General features: G+C 43.5%; 17 protein-coding genes. 3 read left to right on the top strand and 14 right to left on the bottom strand.

The annotated features are described in order from the left end of the window. Positions 1–22: 22 nt before the first annotated feature. Entirely contained in the window at positions 23–844 is an 822-nt protein-coding gene (locus EKN16_RS06565) for a DUF2935 domain-containing protein (protein ID WP_125654751.1), read from the bottom strand. A gap of 221 nt (positions 845–1,065) precedes the next feature. On the opposite strand from EKN16_RS06565, the gene EKN16_RS32875 reads away from it, so the two are divergent. Further along, positions 1,066–1,785, top strand: a complete 720-nt coding sequence (locus tag EKN16_RS32875) for a DUF421 domain-containing protein (RefSeq protein WP_331852370.1) — start codon at positions 1,066–1,068, stop codon at positions 1,783–1,785. A 160-nt stretch (positions 1,786–1,945) separates the two neighbouring features. Here EKN16_RS32875 and EKN16_RS06555 read toward each other — a convergent pair whose 3' ends face one another. The 6 genes from EKN16_RS06555 to EKN16_RS06530 all read right to left on the bottom strand — a co-directional run bounded on the left by EKN16_RS06555 (position 1,946) and on the right by EKN16_RS06530 (position 8,402). Next, entirely contained in the window at positions 1,946–3,247 is a 1,302-nt protein-coding gene (locus EKN16_RS06555; protein ID WP_125654749.1) for a pyrimidine-nucleoside phosphorylase, read from the bottom strand. Positions 3,248–3,289: 42 nt separating this feature from the next. After that, positions 3,290–3,997, bottom strand: a complete 708-nt coding sequence (gene deoD / locus EKN16_RS06550; protein WP_125654747.1) for a purine-nucleoside phosphorylase — start codon at positions 3,995–3,997, stop codon at positions 3,290–3,292. Between the two features lie 60 nt (positions 3,998–4,057). After that, positions 4,058–5,248, bottom strand: coding sequence for a phosphopentomutase (gene deoB / locus EKN16_RS06545; protein WP_125654745.1), 1,191 nt, complete (start codon positions 5,246–5,248; stop codon positions 4,058–4,060). Positions 5,249–5,285: 37 nt separating this feature from the next. Continuing rightward, a complete protein-coding gene (locus EKN16_RS06540) occupies positions 5,286–6,464 on the bottom strand; it encodes a NupC/NupG family nucleoside CNT transporter (protein ID WP_125654743.1) in 1,179 nt (392 codons plus the stop codon). 159 nt (positions 6,465–6,623) lie between these two features. Then, positions 6,624–7,292: a deoxyribose-phosphate aldolase gene (gene deoC / locus EKN16_RS06535; RefSeq protein WP_375782073.1), complete on the bottom strand. Its 669-nt coding sequence runs from the start codon at positions 7,290–7,292 to the stop codon at positions 6,624–6,626. Positions 7,293–7,466: 174 nt separating this feature from the next. Then, complete coding sequence (locus tag EKN16_RS06530) at positions 7,467–8,402, bottom strand: DNA-binding transcriptional repressor DeoR (RefSeq protein WP_125665936.1); 936 nt, start codon at positions 8,400–8,402, stop codon at positions 7,467–7,469. Between the two features lie 177 nt (positions 8,403–8,579). On the opposite strand from EKN16_RS06530, the gene EKN16_RS06525 reads away from it, so the two are divergent. Beyond that, positions 8,580–9,185 carry a thymidine kinase gene (locus EKN16_RS06525; protein WP_125654741.1) on the top strand — a complete coding sequence of 202 codons (606 nt, stop codon included), beginning with the start codon at positions 8,580–8,582 and terminating at the stop codon, positions 9,183–9,185. A 161-nt stretch (positions 9,186–9,346) separates the two neighbouring features. Here EKN16_RS06525 and EKN16_RS06520 read toward each other — a convergent pair whose 3' ends face one another. From EKN16_RS06520 to gpmA, 3 genes are all read right to left on the bottom strand, one after another. Then, positions 9,347–9,697 carry a DUF3243 domain-containing protein gene (locus EKN16_RS06520; protein ID WP_125654739.1) on the bottom strand — a complete coding sequence of 117 codons (351 nt, stop codon included), beginning with the start codon at positions 9,695–9,697 and terminating at the stop codon, positions 9,347–9,349. Positions 9,698–9,761: 64 nt separating this feature from the next. Then, positions 9,762–11,423, bottom strand: coding sequence for an outer membrane protein assembly factor BamB family protein (locus EKN16_RS06515; protein WP_164522698.1), 1,662 nt, complete (start codon positions 11,421–11,423; stop codon positions 9,762–9,764). 177 nt (positions 11,424–11,600) lie between these two features. Then, the gene (gpmA, locus tag EKN16_RS06510; RefSeq protein ID WP_125654735.1) at positions 11,601–12,344 is read right to left on the bottom strand and encodes a 2,3-diphosphoglycerate-dependent phosphoglycerate mutase; all 744 of its coding nucleotides are present in this window, start codon (positions 12,342–12,344) and stop codon (positions 11,601–11,603) included. A gap of 212 nt (positions 12,345–12,556) precedes the next feature. Between gpmA and EKN16_RS06505 the strand changes: the two genes are divergently transcribed. Next, entirely contained in the window at positions 12,557–13,357 is an 801-nt protein-coding gene (locus EKN16_RS06505; RefSeq protein ID WP_125654733.1) for a hypothetical protein, read from the top strand. A gap of 240 nt (positions 13,358–13,597) precedes the next feature. Here the strand turns inward: EKN16_RS06505 and EKN16_RS06500 are convergent, their stop codons facing one another. The 4 genes from EKN16_RS06500 to EKN16_RS06485 all read right to left on the bottom strand — a co-directional run bounded on the left by EKN16_RS06500 (position 13,598) and on the right by EKN16_RS06485 (position 18,942). Beyond that, positions 13,598–14,218, bottom strand: a complete 621-nt coding sequence (locus EKN16_RS06500; RefSeq protein WP_125654731.1) for an NAD(P)-dependent oxidoreductase — start codon at positions 14,216–14,218, stop codon at positions 13,598–13,600. A gap of 160 nt (positions 14,219–14,378) precedes the next feature. Continuing rightward, positions 14,379–14,816: a GNAT family N-acetyltransferase gene (locus tag EKN16_RS06495; protein WP_125654729.1), complete on the bottom strand. Its 438-nt coding sequence runs from the start codon at positions 14,814–14,816 to the stop codon at positions 14,379–14,381. A 48-nt stretch (positions 14,817–14,864) separates the two neighbouring features. Continuing rightward, positions 14,865–17,249, bottom strand: a complete 2,385-nt coding sequence (helD, locus tag EKN16_RS06490) for an RNA polymerase recycling motor HelD (RefSeq protein ID WP_232016253.1) — start codon at positions 17,247–17,249, stop codon at positions 14,865–14,867. A 484-nt stretch (positions 17,250–17,733) separates the two neighbouring features. After that, entirely contained in the window at positions 17,734–18,942 is a 1,209-nt protein-coding gene (locus EKN16_RS06485; RefSeq protein WP_125654727.1) for a VWA domain-containing protein, read from the bottom strand.

The raw sequence follows: 18,942 nt of genomic DNA, 5'->3' as shown, positions 1-18,942 counted from the left end.
CTATGGCCCCTTCTGGCGAAAGTTAAGCCTCATGAATATCAAGTTTAGGTGGTCTCTTCCCTGTTAACGCCCCTTCAAAAGCATCAATAATTTCTAAAAATCTCTCTGCTTCGCGGAACACATGATCAGCCAATAAAGGATGTATAATGCTTTTAATTTTGCATTCATTAATTAATTCACTCGCTGTTTTCTTGAAATCGCGTAACGATTTGACAGACACCCTATTCTGGTCAAGAAACTGATCTAATAACGGAACGGTTTGAGACTGAGGGCGCATCGAGTCTAAATCCTTTGCCTGAAATAACAACTGATCAAAGTCTTGGCTAAAATCTCGTGCCTGTTCCACAAGTTTCCGCTCGGAGGGATCCAGAAGATGACCGATGAATTTAGCATGGTCTGCCATGATTTTTAAGAAAAAGACATTTTCATCGATTATCGCATCCTGCAGCGGTTCAAGTTTGCCTTCATTTAATTCTTCTAATCGTTTTCTGAAATACTTTGCTTCCCTGCTGGTATGATCCACTAATAGAGGGAAGTTCGTTGCTCCAGGAAGTTTACATGTAAGTATAAGTCCTAATACTTTTCGTTTAAACAACCAGATGTAAGTAACTGCTGTGTGCACTTCTTTGTTAAATTGTAAAATGGTAGCTGGATCTGCATTCTCGCCAAAAGAATATGATTTTTGTTCGATCCCTTCAAATATTTTGTAAAAATGATTGGCCTCGTCAATAAGTTGAGTATCCTCCCGTCGGAACCCCAAACCTAAAAAAAACGAGTGTTCTTTCATAATTCGAGACCAAAATTGGATCTCATTTAATGACCGAATTACAAAGCCATTCTTCATAGGCCGACCTCCAGATGTAAAGATTTCATTTTACTCTATGCTGCCTAGGCTAGAGTTATCACCCAAAGCTCTGGATTCGTCACTCGTCATTGCATTGTAATCCATTCATATACTCTCCCTGCGTGGTCACCAGTTCACTTTCGTGTATGAATAAATTCTGGATTTAATTGGGAAGATAATGAATGTGGATTCAGTTTCTGTTTAGCAGGAACTTATAAGGGGTGCTGACAAGCTTGTTAGAAAATTTCACAGTTATTACGAGGACAATTCTCGCGATAATGATTGTTATCCTTATTTCACGAGTACTGGGTAAGCAAGCTATATCTCATATGGGTTTTCATGATTTTGCATTTGTTATCATATTAGGTTCTATGGCAGGTAACTTGGCTTTTAACATCAAAGTAAGTACATGGTACTTTATTATTTCCTTGCTTACTTTCAGTTTAGTGTCATTACTGCTATCTATACTTGCCACTAAAAATCGCAAAATCAGGAAGTGGGTATCCGGTCAACCAACTATATTAATTGAAAAGGGAAAAGTCCTCGAACATAATATGAAAAAGCTGTATTTTACCATGGATACGTTAAATCAGGAATTAAGGTTGAAGGATGTATTTGATATCGAAGAGGTTGAATACGCGGTTCTTGAGTTAAACGGGAAATTATCGATAATCAAAAAACCTGAATTTCGCCAAATTCTCAAAAAGGATCTAAACATTGCGCTGCAGCCGATTATGAACTTCCCTATCGAGCTCGTCATGGACGGACAAATAATCGAAAATAACCTAAAAGAGAATAACCTGGAAGAATGGTTCAAACAGGAGCTAAAGAAACACGCAATAAAAATACCGGATATCTTTTATGCGGTAAAGAGCTCTAATGGAAACTTCTACTGGGATGTCTATAAAGACCGTATTCGGAATCCAATTGATAAAGAATAAACAGAACCTACCCGTATTTTGTTCACCGGGTAGGTTCTGTTTTTTGAAGGATACACCCCCTATCAAATGAACCCACTTGAGTGTAATGAGCAAAAAAGAGCAAGGCGTGAAGCCTCACTCTTCTTTCAAATTGGATTCAACTCGTCAGACGATATTCAAGCTACTCCGTTACAATTTCATAGATCAGTACAGGAGGCTCCGCATGGTCAGCAATCCGAATATTCTCATATATCATTTGGATGACTTCTTTTACATTCTCACGGTTGGAATGAATCGTTACTAGTGATTCCCCTGCTTTAACAGGATCACCAACTTTTTTATTGAGCATAAGACCTACAGCCAAATCGATAGTGGATTCCTTCGTCGCACGACCAGCTCCAAGCAGCATAGCAGCAGTGCCTATTTCATCGGCTACAATTTCAGCTACAACCCCTGATTCTAGAGCAGGTACTTCAATGAGGTAGGCTGCCTGCGGCAATTTTTCTGGATGATCGACAACCGACGCATCCCCGCCTTGATTCGTAATAAAGTCTTTGAATTTTTGCAATGCTTTGCCATTATGAATGACTTCTTTGAGCATTTCCTCTGCTTCCTCAAGCGAGCTTGCTTTATTGGCTAGGTAAACCATTTGACGACCGAGCGCAAGGCAAAGCTCTTCTAAGTCTTTCGGGCCTTTTCCTTGCAGTGTATCGATAGCTTCTTTAACCTCGAGCGCATTTCCAATGGCAAAGCCAAGTGGTTGACTCATATCGGAGATAACTGCCATTGTTTTGCGACCCACATTATTACCGATACTCACCATTGCATGGGCAAGCTCCTTGGCATCCTCCACGGTCTTCATAAAAGCACCAGCACCCGTTTTCACATCCAATACAATCGCGTCCGACCCGGCAGCAATTTTCTTGCTCATGATCGAGCTAGCAATCAGAGGAATGGAATCAACCGTCGCCGTTACGTCACGCAGAGCGTATAGCTTTTTATCCGCTGGTGTAAGATTGCCTGATTGGCCAATGACTGCAATTTTATCTTTGTTCACTAATTGAACGAATTCCTCTTTGTCGATCTCTACATGGAATCCTGCGATTGCTTCCAATTTATCAATCGTGCCGCCAGTATGACCTAGTCCACGTCCAGACATCTTAGCCACAGGAATATCGAGCGCTGCAACAAGAGGTGCCAAGACCAGTGTCGTCGTATCACCAACTCCGCCTGTGGAGTGTTTGTCCACCTTCACTCCTTCGATAGCCGATAGGTCAATCGTATCCCCAGAGTTCACGATAGCCATCGTCAAATCGGCACGTTCACGTTCTGTCATATCTTTGAAGTAGATCGCCATAGCTAAGGCGCTAACTTGGTAATCCGGAATCTCATCCTTGGTATAGCCTTCGATAATAAAGTTAATTTCCTCAGTCGTTAACTCTTCACCGTCTCGTTTCTTTGCAATTAGATCAACCATTCTCATAGGAAACTCTCCTCATTCATCGATTATTTTTACAGTATGGAGTTATAGGGAGGTTACCGTATCAAGAGCGACTTCCATCATCTCATTAAAGGTCGTTTGTCTCTCTTCCGAGGTCGTTTCTTCGCCACTCAATAAATGGTCACTCACCGTTAAGATGGTTAAGGCATTAACCCCAAATTTCGCTGCCAATGTATAAAGAGCCGTTGTTTCCATTTCCACTGCCAATACGCCATGGTCCATGAGCTTCTGTACGACTGATTTGTCGTCGCGATAAAAAATATCGGAGCTGAACACATTACCTACATGCAGCTTCAAGCCTTTAGCGACAGCGCGATCGTAGGCTGCCTTCAGCAGTGTGAAGCTGGCGATAGGCGAAAAGTCATAATCGGCAAAAACGTGACGATTCATGCTTGAATCTGTACAAGTCGCTTGTGCAAGTATGACATCTCGAACATGCACATTCTCCTGCATAGCACCACAAGTGCCGACACGAACTAAAGTTTTCACACCGTATTCCTTAATCAACTCATTCACATAAATACTAATGGACGGAATGCCCATGCCCGAGCCTTGTACGGATACGCGCTTCCCCTTATAAGTTCCTGTAAAACCAAGCATACCGCGTACTTGATTATAGCAAATGACATCTTCCAAATACGTGTCGGCTATATGCTTGGCCCGAAGCGGGTCCCCTGGAAGTAGAATCGTTTCTGCAATTTCACCTTGTTTAGCTTCAATATGAACGCTCATTTGATTGCTCCTTTATTATGTTAATAATAGCTTCAGCAAATACTGATTATGGTTTAGAGCTTATTTTAAATCCGATAAAAAGCTTGTTCCATGCTCCGGCATTTGGACGCCGAAGTTCTCCGCAACCGTAGCCCCTATATCAGCAAAAGTATCCCGAATTGGCAGCGCCTGGCCGCCTTGCTTAAACCGTGGCGAGTAGGCTAATAGCGGTACATATTCACGCGTGTGATCCGTTCCCCGGTATGTGGGATCATTGCCATGATCGGCAGTGATCAGCAAAAGATCTTCATCCGTCATCTTAGCGAATACTTCCGGAAGACGCGTATCATAGTCCTCCAATGCATGACCATAGCCTTGCGGGTCACGTCGATGTCCATACAACGCATCAAAATCGACTAGATTCAAAAAGCTGAGTCCAGTGAACGATTCATCCAAAGTAGCAATGAATTTATCCATACCATCGGAATTAGAGACCGTCCGAACGGTCTTTGTGACGCCTTCTCCATCATAAATATCGGTAATTTTCCCAAGCGCAATCGAATCATAGCCAGCATCTTTCAATTCATTCATGACTGTACGTCCAAAGGGCTTCAAGGCATAGTCATGGCGATTAGCAGTCCGTTTGAAGCTGCCTGGTTCGCCTAGAAATGGCCGAGCGATAATGCGTCCCAGCATATAGGGATCCTCTAGCGTGATTTTTCGGCAAAATTCACAAATCTCATATAACTCCTTCAATGGAACTACGTCCTCATGTGCAGCGATTTGAAGAACAGAATCCGCAGAGGTATAAACAATTAATGCCCCTGTTCGCATATGCTCTTCCCCAAGCTCGTCCAGAATTTCTGTCCCGCTTGCAGGTTTGTTGCCAATCACCTTCCGACCGGTTTTTTCTTCAATTTGATTGATTAATGCATCGGGAAAGCCATCGGCAAAGACACGAAATGGTGTATCAATGTATAAGCCCATGATCTCCCAATGACCTGTCATCGTGTCTTTCCCACTTGATTTTTCCTGCATTTTTGTATAATAAGCCAGTGGTTGGTCTGCTTTGGGTACACCTTGAATTTCTTTAATATTGGATAAGCCGAGCTTAGCCATATTCGGCATACTCAGTCCACCACAAACCTCCGCAATATGTCCGATGGTATCCACATTGAAGTCATCAAATTGAGCTGCATCCGGTGCCTCGCCAATACCTACGGAGTCCATGACGATAAGATGAATCCTTTTGAAATTTGGTGTTGCTTTCATTTGTGATTGGCTCCTTCCTCTTCATTGTCCTCTGTGTTTACATAAATATTCCTGCCACGATGGCAGACAATACGCTAACCATAGTTGCGCCATATAACAATCTTAAACCAAATCGGGCTACAACGTTACCTTGTTTTTCATTTAAGCCCTTAACCGCACCAGCGATAATACCGATGGACGAGAAATTAGCAAACGAGACAAGGAATACGGAGACAATTCCGATCGTTCTTGAAGACATGGCTGTTTGTTTACCAAGCTCAAGCATAGCCACGAATTCATTGGAAACCATCTTGATCGCCATGATGCTTCCGGCATCTACAGATTCCTTCCAAGGAACGCCCATGATTACAGCGATAGGGGCAAACACATAGCCCAGTAGTTGCTGGAATGAAATCCCGAAGATTCCGTCAAAGATTCCGTTAATAAACGCGATAAGGGCGACGAAACCGATCAGCATGGCAGCCACGATAATAGCTACTTTGAACCCATCCATAATATATTCACCAAGCATTTCGAAAAACGACTGTTTCTCGCTTTCCTGCACGGTCAATATATCTTCTTCCTTATCAACAACATAAGGATTAAGAATGGACACAATGATGAAACCGCCAAACAAGTTGAGTACAAGAGCGGTTACTACATACTTAGGATCAATCATTTGCATATACGCGCCGACAATCGACATCGATACCGTAGACATCGCTGAAGCGCATAAGGTGTAAAGACGATTTTTCGGCAGCAGGCCGATTTGTTTTTTAACAGAAATGAATACCTCGGATTGTCCCAAAATAGCAGAAGCCAGGGCGTTATAGGATTCCAATTTCCCCATTCCATTTACCTTGCTCAATACCAAGCCAATATACTTCATAACGAGCGGCAAAATTTTGGTGTACTGTAAAATGCCAATAAGCACCGAAATGAACACAATCGGCAGTAATACATTTAGGAAGAATGGGCCTTGTCCTTCATTAGCTATTCCACCAAAGACAAAGTTTACCCCTTCTCCAGCGTAAGCAAGCAGCTTTGCGAAAACATTCGAAAAACCTTTGATCAGAAAAGTTCCAACAACAGTATTCAACAATACAAAGGCCAATATGAACTGCAGGATAACCATGGTTACAAGCGGCCGATACCGAATCTTTTGCCGATCACTACTGGCAATATAAGTAAGTCCAAAAACAACAAGTATACCTAGCATAGCAATTAAATATTTCATTGTCATCTCGCTCCTCGTTCTCTAGTTGTCATACAATGATGTATTTAATTTCTATCCCTATATAAGAACGCTTACAAATCTATTATTTGTTTAATAGTGTCTTTTCTTTTGATATGGAGTTCTGCTCCTTCTTTAGGAGCAGAACCCGCATTCTTGCTATTAATAGGAAGAGGTCGATTCTTCGTTCTCCATGATTTTCACACCGGAGCTAGCACCAATTCGGGTTGCTCCTGCTTCGATCATTTTTTTCATGTCTTCCAGATTGCGAATCCCGCCGGAAGCTTTTACACCCATTTCTGGTCCTACAGTTTGACGCATGAGCGCTATATCCTCGGCAGTTGCTCCCCCAGTAGAGAAGCCCGTGGATGTTTTGACAAAATCAGCACCTGCTTTGGCAGCTAATTGACAAGCGATTACTTTTTCTTCCTGCGTTAAAAGACAGGTTTCAATAATCACTTTAACGAGTGCCTTCCCAGCCGCAGCCTCAACAACGATTCTGATGTCTTGCTCTACAGCAGCATAATCGCCGTCTTTAAGTTGACCAATATTTATGACCATATCAACTTCAGTTGCCCCGTCGGCAATGGCTTGTTTGGTTTCAAAAGCTTTGGTCTCAGAAGTATTGGCCCCTAGTGGAAATCCGATTACTGTGCAAACTTTAACTTTACTACCCGCTAATTGTTTTGAACCAAAAGAGACCCATGTGGGTTGAATACAAACCGAAGCAAAACCATATTTCTTCGCTTCTTCCGTTAACTTTAATATCTCAGCTTTCGTTGCATCCGCTCTTAATAACGTGTGATCAATGATCTCGGACAAATGTATCATTATCATTCCACCATCCTTTTATGCGATTCCTGACTTACATACTTATGATAGCATGCGCCTGAACATATGTAAATATTCATATGAAATTTTGTTCAAACCCTGTATTTGATTCGTTCTATAAACAAAGAGGCTGCACCCCGAGTCTAACTTAGACCTTGGGTGCAGCCTCTTCACTTATCGTAATAATGCTTGTGCAGTAAACTGATCAGTAACTAAAATATTCGCATATTTCCCTTTCAGAGCAGCTTCGATGGCCTCGATTTTGCGCTGACCCCCTGCTACAAGAATTGCCTTTTCCTTTTTACTTAAATCGGGGAGATCAATGCCGACCGTTCGGTTATTGATCGCTTCACTGCATATCTTACCTTCTGCATCAAAGAACCGTGAGCAAATATCGCCTACTCCTGAATGTCGAAGAATGTCCTGCTCGTCTTTACTAAAGTAGCCTAGACGAAATAGCAGGGCGTCTTCTTTAACCGTTCCAACCGTAAAGACAGCTACGTTTGCTTGCTTGCCAAGTTCTATAATACTTCTGATATGACGGTCCTCTTCGACCATTTCCTTCACCGCAACACTATCAAAGATAACAGGCAGCGGCAGATAACGTGCAGCGGTGTGAAAGACCTCGGCAAATAAGTTCACAATTTCCGCGGCATACGTATTCACACGAGAATGACTTACGCCTCCCTTTAATTGGACAACCTCCACTCCCCTTACAGGTTTCGGTTGTAAATGAAGCGCTACAGCGTGCATCGTTGTACCCCAAGTCACACCGATAATGTCTCCATCCTGAACGGTATCGTGGATATATTCAGCCGCTTTTTTGCTAATATGCTTCTTTATCTCTTCATACTCATTGAGAGGAGAATAGCATAATAAAACCGTATCTAATTCATATTTGAGCTTCAACTCATTCGCTAATATATCTAAGTCTTCGCGAGGATCGATGATTTGAATTCTTACATACCCTTTTTCTTTCGCATGCTGAAGCAGTCTGGAAACGGTTGGTCTGGACACGCCTAATTGAGTAGCAATCTCTTGTTGACTATAATCGAATTGATAATAAAGCTTAGCTGCTTCAATGCTTAAGTGCTGCTTGTCATTATCCATTATATTCCAACTCACTTCTTATTATTGATATCATTTTCTATTTATTATACATTCTTATCTATGAAACTAAAATCCTGATTCTCTTTCCTTGTCACAGAAGAGCAAATATGCTCAAATAAGAGAAGGCTATTTAGTTCACATAGACATCGATGAACGCGATATATGGAGGAGATTCAATTGGCACAGCTTTACTATAAGTACGGAACAATGAACAGCGGTAAATCATTTGAAATTATCAAAGTCGCTCATAATTATGAGGAGCAGGGTAAGCAGGTACTCATTTTTTCGCCATCATTTAGTGCAAGAGACGGCGCAGAGCTGGTAGGCTCCCGTGTAGGGTTCGAAAGAGCTGCGATTCCAATAAATGAGGATACCGATCTTTACGAAAGCGTACAATCCTACTTAACTTTACCTGGAACCAAACGAATTAACTGTGTGTTGATTGACGAGGCACAATTCCTTAAGAAGCACCACATTCTGGCATTGACTCGGGTTGTAGATGAACTGAACATTCCTGTAATGGCATTCGGACTGAAGAACGATTTTCAGAATCAGCTATTTGAAGGCAGTTATAATCTATTGGTACAAGCGGACAAAATAGAAGAAATAAAAACAATATGTTGGAATTGCGATCGTAAGGCAACGATGGTGATCCGATTCCTTGATGGAGAGCCTGTCAATACAGGCGATCAGATTCAGATCGGCGGCAATGAAGACTATAAACCGGTATGCCGGCGCTGTTACTATCAAGCTTTTCGAGATGTGGAGACAACGACTGATTAACGCAGCGTACAAGAAGAAACGGCTAACGCCGTCCTTAGCGGCGAAGCAATTTTCTTCCCTCTGAAATATAAGCAAAGTATAGAGGAAACTTTACTTTCTTATATTTAGAAAAAAGGTCATTGCAGGGCGGATTATGCCCAGCAATGACCTTTTTGCCCTCTTCAGTTTAATGGACCAGACTGGGCTAGCTTCACAAGCATATGGGACAGATGATGCTGCTGATCCTCGTTGCCGACTTTCCATAGCTCCTGAAGCAGCTTTTCCTCGCGGTTACGAGGTTCTTCGTGCTTCGCCAAGTATCCTGCAACCTTCTGAGCTACCACTGCCAGCTGTTCCTCATTTAATCCAAAGTTCTCAGCAAGCTCAATGCGTTTGGCAAGAAAGCCCTTGAACGCATCGAAATTCTCAAGAATCTCATCCTTTATTGCGGGATTCATTCTGTCTAACGTCTGATTGATTTTACCTGGTTCTAATTCTCCGTCTTTATGCACGACATGATTGTACTCCGACATTTATGTATTCCTCCTTCGATTGAAAGGCTATGTTACCTGTATACCCTTCCACGCCGCAGCCCAATCATTTGACTTTCAGACAATAAATAATTCCACCTCGAGTAGCTACGACGATTCTGTCATTATAGACAGCAGGTGAAGCTTCCACGTTTGCACCTAAGTTTATTGTGTGTACGACTTCCCCTGTTTTCCCGTCCAATAAATGGACATTTCCAATGGAGTCCGCTTGTATTAGATAGGCTTTCCCCGATTGGTCGTATAGATCAACTGGAGATGACCAGGCATAATTAGGCATCTCCCATCTCCATACCTCTTTTCCTGTTGCTTTATTGATAGCGACCATAAGACCTGCATTTAGTTTCTTAACCCTCGCAATTGTAAAAATCATCAAATCACTGATTTGTCTTTTACCTTTGACAGGTGTCGCAAGCAGACCTCCATTAACGGGATGGTCACCTCTTATGGTGAGTGCCGGATATTTCAACTGCCAGATTGTTTTCCCCGTTAATCCATCTATTTTGCGGAGGAGAGCATTTCCATGATCCCCCTGCTTATCAACTTCTGTACCCGTGTATATAAATGGGTTATCCCCTTCGATATCCAGCACAAGTGAAGCATCTGTATCATCGGTATGAGGGAGCGCCCAGACGGGTTCTAAAGTAAGTAAATCCACGCACTGAATCGCGCCCATATTGTCGCTGAAATAAGCCAAGTTCTTATAGACGGCTGCGGAATTCTCGATTCCATTGTATGGACTGCCCGTTTTCTTATCAATGACATATTTGTATTTTGCAGCTTGTGGCTTTATAGACAACGTCTTGCGATTCATATCAAAGCTTGTATTGAGTTTCAAGGAATAGAACAACCCATTCTCGCCTCCTACGACTAGGGTATCCGCTTCCCTGTTAAACAAGGCTGAAGAATCAAAAGCCCCCCATTTGCGATTAGCAAAATCATCGATGCCCTTCTGCTCATAAAGCCTTGTCCCGTCTATCAAACTGTATAAACCAAAACCAATCTCATGCTTCTCCGGAATCCCTTGACCGACGTATAACAAAGGGTATCCTCTTGCGTCCACCGACACACTTCCTTTGATCGGATTTCCGATTTGGATTGGTTTTCTACTTTCCTTACCGCTTTCCAAATCAAAGAAATACACATTTCCATCCAAAGAGGCGTATATCGTTTCCACAAAGCCTTTCTTAGCAGCGAATTCTTCTTTGAGATTCATTACCTTTTGAACTGCAGAATTCCATTTAACGATTGCAGGCTGTCCGGTCCATCCGGCTCCCCCGCCCCAAGAACTGCTTTTGGTGCGAAATGACCAGACCTTATCTATTTTCTTTTCTGTAATCGCTCTCGTGCCGTAAGCAGGTGCATCTCTCAAATTATTCCCCCTAAAGGTTAAGACGCCTTCGATTTCCGTATAGCGCTCTGGAAAGAGCTGCGGTGTTATCATTCCTTTTGTTTCAGAGGTGATGTGGTTTGTATTTTTTGTTGCTTTCAATGAATGCCACAGCTTCACATCGGGTTGTATAACTTGGATACCACTATCATTCGTTTCCTTTTGCGGCAAGGATTTCACATCGTTTATCTGACTTGCGATCGCATAGTAAGAGCCGTTAACTTCGGATTCTTTAGACTTATCCAAGTCTATGTTTCCTCCCCCGGAACAGCCTGCTGCGAATACTAGCCCGACCAACAACCCCATCTTCTTTCTCGTCATTGTTCCACTCTCCTCCATTAAGCCTATTCAAAGCGCAATGGAAATAGAGATTGTTTGTCGGGGGACAATGAGGACAATGATTACGAAACATATGGATTGCTAATGTTCTCTACAACTAAAAAAAGCCCCATCCCAGGATGGCGGCTTATTACTACGATCACAATGAATAATGTTGACCTATTTTTCTTTTTGCTGCTCATTAGGAAGAATTTCCTCCGTCACTTCGCCACCCATTCCCAGATAATAATGCCTGATGGGCTTTAGATCATCATCTAATTCATAAACAAGCGGGATACCAGTAGGGATATTCAGGTTCACGATCCCATCCGCTGATACATTATCTAAGTATTGAATAAGCGCTCTTATCGAATTGCCATGAGCAGCAATGATCACCTTCTGACCCTCTTTAAGAGCAGGTACGATCTTATCGTCCCAATATTTCAATACTCTTGCTTCTGCATCCTCTAGATTTTCTGTAAGTGGAAATTCCTCTTCCTTTAGTGACTGATATCGCGGGCTTGATGCCTCGTATCTTGGATCATTCTTATCAAGAGCTGGCGGCCTAATATCTACAGATCTTCTCCATAGAAGCACCTGCTCTTCTCCATATTTGGCAGCCGTCTCCGCTTTATTCAACCCTTGCAGCGCCCCATAGTGACGCTCATTTAATGACCATGACTTATAAACGGGAATCCACATTAGATCCATCTCTTGTAGAATCGTCCATAATGTTCGTATCGCTCGTTTAAGAACGGAAGTGAAGGCGATATCAAAGGAATACCCATTTTTCTTTAAAATGGTCCCCGCATGATGCGCCTCTACAAGGCCATTTTCCGATAAATCTACATCTGTCCAGCCTGTAAACCTATTCTCAACATTCCACACACTCTGTCCGTGACGAATCAATACGATTTTTATCAAGGCGATCCCCTTCTCAAAAAAATATCAATTTCTGTATTTACAACCTATCATGAGTATTCGTGGAAATACGCTGAAAACCCTCTTTGAGGGTCTCCATTAGGCAAGTATTTAGCAAGCGAATCTTTGCCTCAGTTCTATCTGCAAAGCATGAAGCAAACAAACCGAAAAAATGATAAGATAGCTTAGAATAAACTTAAAAAGGCGGAGAAAATATGGTACATGCATTCATTATAAAGCCCACAACATATACTTCTTTCGAAAACGAAGCAGAGCAGATTGAAAAATGTCAGGAATGGAATCTAATTTCCGAGAAAGCAACGAAAATAAAAGCCTTTTCCTACAAAGGAAACGGTATGAATCTCGCCTGCACGATTATCGGTTATGTGGATGCTATGACCGCAGTCATCGAATTTGACAATCAACAGCATTGCATCCACCCCTCTTATCTAAAAGAGATGCAGGCATCCAACTACAGCCAGAAGCTTACTGCGGCTGCAGTTGAAGCAGTTGAAGCAGTTGAAGCAGTTGAAGCAGTTGAAGCAGTTGAAACGGTCGATACTGCAGAAGCAGCGCTTGAAATATTCCAAGAAGAAGAAAGAGAAGAATCACAGACTTCAGTTCAAGCACAGACTTCTGATGAAGCTTTAATAGAAGAGCCCGCAATCAAGGAGCCTCCCAAAGGGAAAGCGAAAAAAGGAAAAGCACAAAAACTTGAGCTTCCTGAAGGAAAAGTCAAAATGACTGCAACTGTAATAGAATTCACTACAGTGCCGAACAATTTCTCGGATACAGAAGACGAAGTCGTCATCTATGATGCTGTTTCGATAGCAGATCCCGAAATCCAAGTCGGCACAGCCTGGTCCAGTCACAGTGCAACGCTCAAGAAATATGAATTGGAAATCGGTGATACGATCTCCTTTGAAGGCAAAATCGTTGTGAAGAAGCTAACTAAGCATCCAGTACCCTACAAAATCAACAACCCTGCGAAAATACAGAAGGAAGAAAAATCCTAAAAAGAAACGGAAAGGGGCTTTCCCAAAAGTCATTTCCGGAAAATGCAGCCCCCACTTTTCACGTAATATTTGGGTAAAATAGAACCTTCAGATTCCACTTACATAGTGGTTTTGAAGGTTCTTTTGCACATATCATGGGATTGTCTCACTCAGGTTTACCCTTTGGGACAGCCCCTGTAACCAAACTGCAGCTTCAAATTACTGTTTAATGATTGAATATTAATAATGGAACTCACTGAGCTAGTAGGCAATTCCAACACGTGACCTCATATACTCCCTACTCTTCAGTTGGTGATAGGCGAATGCTGCCGTATCATAAACAGATATTTCTGTCCCTCCATCCGGCAAATAATCGCGCTCAACACGGTACGTTCCAACAGCTTCTCCTAGGGGCAGATAGGTCGGACACACAATTGTCCATTCCAGATCCGATTGCTTTAGTATTAAATACGCCTTATGGTGCTCCTCTGCTGCCCTTGTTGTACGACGTTTGCTTTCACTCGATTGATAGCGAAGTAACCCTTGGTTTGTTTTACTATTCAGTATTCCAGCCGTTCCAATGGTAATGATTCGTTTAATCCCATGGTTGTTCATTGCCTCAACAATGAGCGGCATACAGTCTGATAGCGTTGTATCTCCATCCGTGCCTAGTGCGCAAATAACAACCTCATTACCGAGCATCACTTGACTAATATCTAGCTGATTTAATACATTACCCTGAACGATGGTTATGCTTTCATCTCTGTTCTCGATCTTTTCTGGATGACGAACTAACACGGTAAGCGAATGTCCCTCACTTCGAGCATGAGCGGCGATTTCACTTCCAACTCGACCTGTTGCACCTAATAGTAAGATTTTCATAGGACGTCCTTTCTGTCTATGCGTACATGCTCTTCATTGTATCCTGATGGAATCTATTATCGCTCACAAGCCATGGAAAAAGAGACGCTCCATGATGAGAGCGTCTCTTTTATTAGATATACTCAGTCATAGCCTGGTTACTATCCATTCATCAGAGCCACTACAGTTTCTTACTCATTCTCACATGCAAAATATTGGCATCCAGGAAAGGCTCCGTCGATTCCGTGCCATATCCCAATTTCTGATAAAATGCTTCAGCAGAGCATTGTGCATCCAGCACGCCTGAATGGTAGCCAAGCTTCTTCGCGTCCTGCTCCATGCCAAGCAGCAGCAGCTTCCCAATCCCTCGTCCCCGGGAGGACTTAGCTACGACAATCCGTTGATACTTGACAATGCCTGGCTCATATTCCCGCCATCTTCCAGCCGCAATCGTTTTCCCATTCTCTTGCAGCACAAAATGATGACAGGCATGAGGCGAAACATCGAATTCATCATATTCAAGTTCTTCAGGTACACCCTGTTCAACAACGAATACCTCATTACGGATCGCTAGCGCTTCTTTAAGTAGATCTTCAGTAGTAATTTTGACTAATTCCAAGGGAGTAACCTCTTTCTCATTTGCATTTTGCTCGTGAATACCGACCTTTTAGGCTTCTTGTTTATTCTCCACATGCGCCAACTGCATCGCCTCCACCGTAATGAAGGGGCTCCAAGCTGTTCCCACCATGTACAAATGCAGCTCATGCATCGCCCGCGTACATACCGTATAGAACAATCGCCGCTCACTCTCACGCCCGTAGCAATCAGCCGAAGCATCATAAACGATGACCGCATCAAATTCCACACCTTTTGCGAGATAGGAAGGTATAACGACGATTCCAGGCTCAAAGGTGTTTGTTTCCTTCTCGATAAGCCGTAAATCACCGACACTTCCTAGTGCGTTAAAGGTATTCAGACTTTCGGCGGCTGTCTTGCAAATAACCGCAACCGTGCGACAGCCTTCTGAGCGGAGCTTCTTAATTCGATTGCCAACTTCCTGCTGAAGTTCCTCCTGATCCGTGAAAGCAGTCAAGGTAGGCTTAGCTCCATCACGATTGAATGGCTCAATCAGCCCTCCTCCCGGAATGAAGCACCTCGTAAATTCTACAATGGGTCTGGTCGATCGATAACTTCGTGTCAGAATAATCGTCTCTGTCAGCTTGTCATCGAAGCGTTCCTTCAACGCATCGAATCCACTTGCTCCGCCAACCGAATGAGCATGAATAGACTGGTTCAAATCACCAAGCGCTGTCACTCTACTCCGAGGAAACAGCCGCATAAGAAAGGCAAACTGGAAAGCCGTATAGTCCTGCGCCTCATCAATGAAGAGATGGCGTACGGTATTATTTACCTGGAAACCGCGAATGCGCTCCACCAAATAAAGGAAAGGCGTCGCATCCTCGTACGCCATAACACGCTGATCTAATCGAGCAAGTGTTTGCTTCGCTATTGACGACCATTCAACTGGAAGCCCCGATCCACCTGTACATTCGACAGCTAAGCCCTGTGCAAACTCCGGATCTAGAAACAGCTTGCGGAAGCAAGCACGAATGTTAATAAAGCCTAACTTACGTACCAGAGAACGAAGCGGCTTGAACGCCTCACGCACAACATAGTTGGCTAGCAAATCTCGTTCACGGTCAAAGTCATCGAAGGAATTTCCCGAATACCCCGTTTTGCGTCTTAAGCTTTGGTAAGCCTTTAGATACGTTTCTTTATCCAGCAGCTCGATTTCTTCATCTACCCAAGCTTCATAGGCAGTCTCAGCCTCGCGTTTCTTCAGCAGTTCCAGCAGCCATTCCGCTACAAGACGAAGACGGTTGGCAATCGCCTGGGTTCGAGGGAGTCCGTAAAAATAGTCACTAATTGCTTCTGCATCGGCAACCTTTTCCCCACGGAAATTAACATCGCGGAATATCAATCCCTCCTGACCTAAGTGGGACAAATATCGTTCAATCAATATCACGTAATCAGCTGAGGCCTTATAACGAATACCAGCCATTCTTGATTCATATTCGGGCTCCTCCACCGCAGTTAAGGCATACTCCAGCTGCACATAAGGATCTTCTAGCTTGAAAGAACGTCCAATCCGATAAACCAGATAATCCTGAAACGTCGTCTGCTGCATGTTCTCTTCACCCAGCTCAGGCAGAACGGTCGATACATAACTGTTAAACATCGGATTGGGCGAAAATAAAACAATCTGATCAGCAGTGAGTATTCCCCGGTAACGATAGAGTAAATAAGCAACACGCTGAAGAGCAGCGGATGTCTTGCCGCTTCCAGCTGCCCCTTGTACGATAAGCAGACGGCTGCGTTCATCACGAATAATTCGATTCTGCTCCCGTTGTATGGTGGCTACGATACTTTTCATCTGCGCATCAGATTGTTTGCCGAGTACTTCCTTTAGCAGCTCATCCCCAATGGTAACACCCGTATCAAACATGCTGATGATCTTTCCATCACGAATCATAAACTGACGTTTCACTAATAAATCGCCATGAATGGTCCCCATCGGCGTCTCCATTTGGGCTGGACCAGGCGGGTAATCATAATAGAGGCTAGATATCGGTGCACGCCAGTCATAGATCAAATAATCCTCGTCATTCTTATCTCTAAGAGAAGCAATACCCAGATAGACGAGATCCTTACGCGATTGACCCTCTTCCACAAAATCAATTCGACCAAAATATGGAGAGTGCTGAAGCTTCCTTAACGTTTGGAGCTGTATCTCGGCTTGCTTGTAAGTACGCTCGCGTTCCGATAGTACCTCCGCCTGCTGCTTCAAGCTCGCAAAGGTTTCCGCGGATTCGGCAGAATCCTCGAAATTGACTGTCACATCATCCCAGAAATTTTTGCGTATATCGACCATTTCAGATTTCGAACCTAAAGTTTCTTCCTCAAGAACTTCAATACGACCATTAATGAGCTCTATAACCTTGTCAACGCGCTGCTGTTCAATGTGCTGCTCCTGGTTGGTTGGATTACTCACTCAAATCCCATCCTTTCACAATGGACCATTCATAATTGGAAATACAATCGAAGAGAAATATGCTTGACTTCGTCAACTCCCATGTGCTATAATTATGTTGGATATTCACGTTTAAAAATAAGTGAATTGAGAAGTCCAAATCTTATTCTAACAGACTCTTTTCTTAAAATCAACTGATCATTCTTATATCTCACTCATTACGGAGCGCTCTCGATCCAGCTCCGTTTTTTTATTCTATGTAACGTATAAATCCCCTCGTTAACGGCTGAGCACCAGCCCAACAACGAGGGGATTCTTTTTGGATTCACTTATTTTATGATAACCTCATGGCAGCTTAGACGCAATGCCAACCTTTTATTTGGCCGAAAATCATGGCTTAATAAGGCCGCTTTGCTGCCGGATCATTCTTACGATCGCTGTTGTCTCCCTATTTCTTGATTCTACTTTTCTGATTTCTATAACACGAGTTAATCAACTGTCCTCTTTAATCCGAGCCTGTTTGTACGCGGCCTGCCAGCATTTGCAGATCCATTCCTTTTAGTGCGCCCTCAATCAATTCAGGGAGTCGATCAGGTGAGCAGCCGAAACAGGGAATGCCGAACTGGGCTAGTCTTTTGGCTACCGATTCATCATAGTCTGGTACCCCTTGATCCGATAAGGCCAGCAAACAGATCGTTTTGACTCCTGCCTGCTGCAGATCGTCCAATCTTCGCAGCAGTTCTGATCGATTCCCGCCTTCATACAGATCGGTTACTAGAATGAACAGCGTCTTCTTTGGCTCCGTAACAAACTGCTCACAGTAAGCAACCGATTTATTAATATCGGTTCCTCCTCCAAGCTGGATGCCGAACAGCATGTCAACAGGATCCTCAGCACACTGCTCACTCAGATCGACCACCTCGGTATCGAAGGCTACGACACGTGTATCCAGCGCGGGCATGCTAGCGAATATAGAGCCAATTATCGATGCATAGATCACTGAATTCGCCATCGAGCCACTCTGATCAATATCTAGGATGACAGTCCATTCCTTGCTCTTGCGAGCACGATCAAAGAAATAAACCTTCTCGGGAATCAACAGCTTACGCTCCATATCGTAGTGCTTGAGGTTTTTTTGAATCGTTCGGTTCCAATCTAGTCCTGTGAAAGAAGGAAGCGGAGAATGCCGCCTCCGATTCAAGGCTCCTGTGACAGCGCGTTGAATGTTCTGCGACAGCCTTTTGATAATTTCATCGACCACTGCTTTGACTAGTTGCCTTGCCGTCTCTTTTGTTTTCTCGGGAATTTTCCCCTTAAGCGCCATTAACGTCGCCACCATTTGGATATCAGGCTTCACCTGAGCGAGCAGCTCCGGCTCAAACAACAGCTGTGTTAGTCCCTTCCGCTCAATCGCATCAGCCTGAATGACTGATACCACATCTGCCGGGAAAAAAGTACGGATATCCCCCAGCCACTTGGCCAGCTTCGGAGAGGATGCCCCCAATCCGGCAGATCTTGAACGTCCTGAACCGCCGGCATCCAGATCTGTGCTGCTGCCAGTATTGTCATAGATCGCGGCCAGCGCTTCATCCATCAATGCCGCATCATTAACGAGTATGCTGCCATTGCTGCCATAAGACTGTAGCTTTTCTTCAGAAGCTGCACCAAGCACCAATCTCCAGCGCTTTACCTGTTCTTTGTTAACAGATGTCAT

Source organism: Paenibacillus baekrokdamisoli (assembly GCF_003945345.1).
GTDB lineage: Bacteria > Bacillota > Bacilli > Paenibacillales > Paenibacillaceae > Paenibacillus_Z > Paenibacillus_Z baekrokdamisoli.
This window is presented reverse-complemented; position numbering and strand designations above follow the sequence as displayed.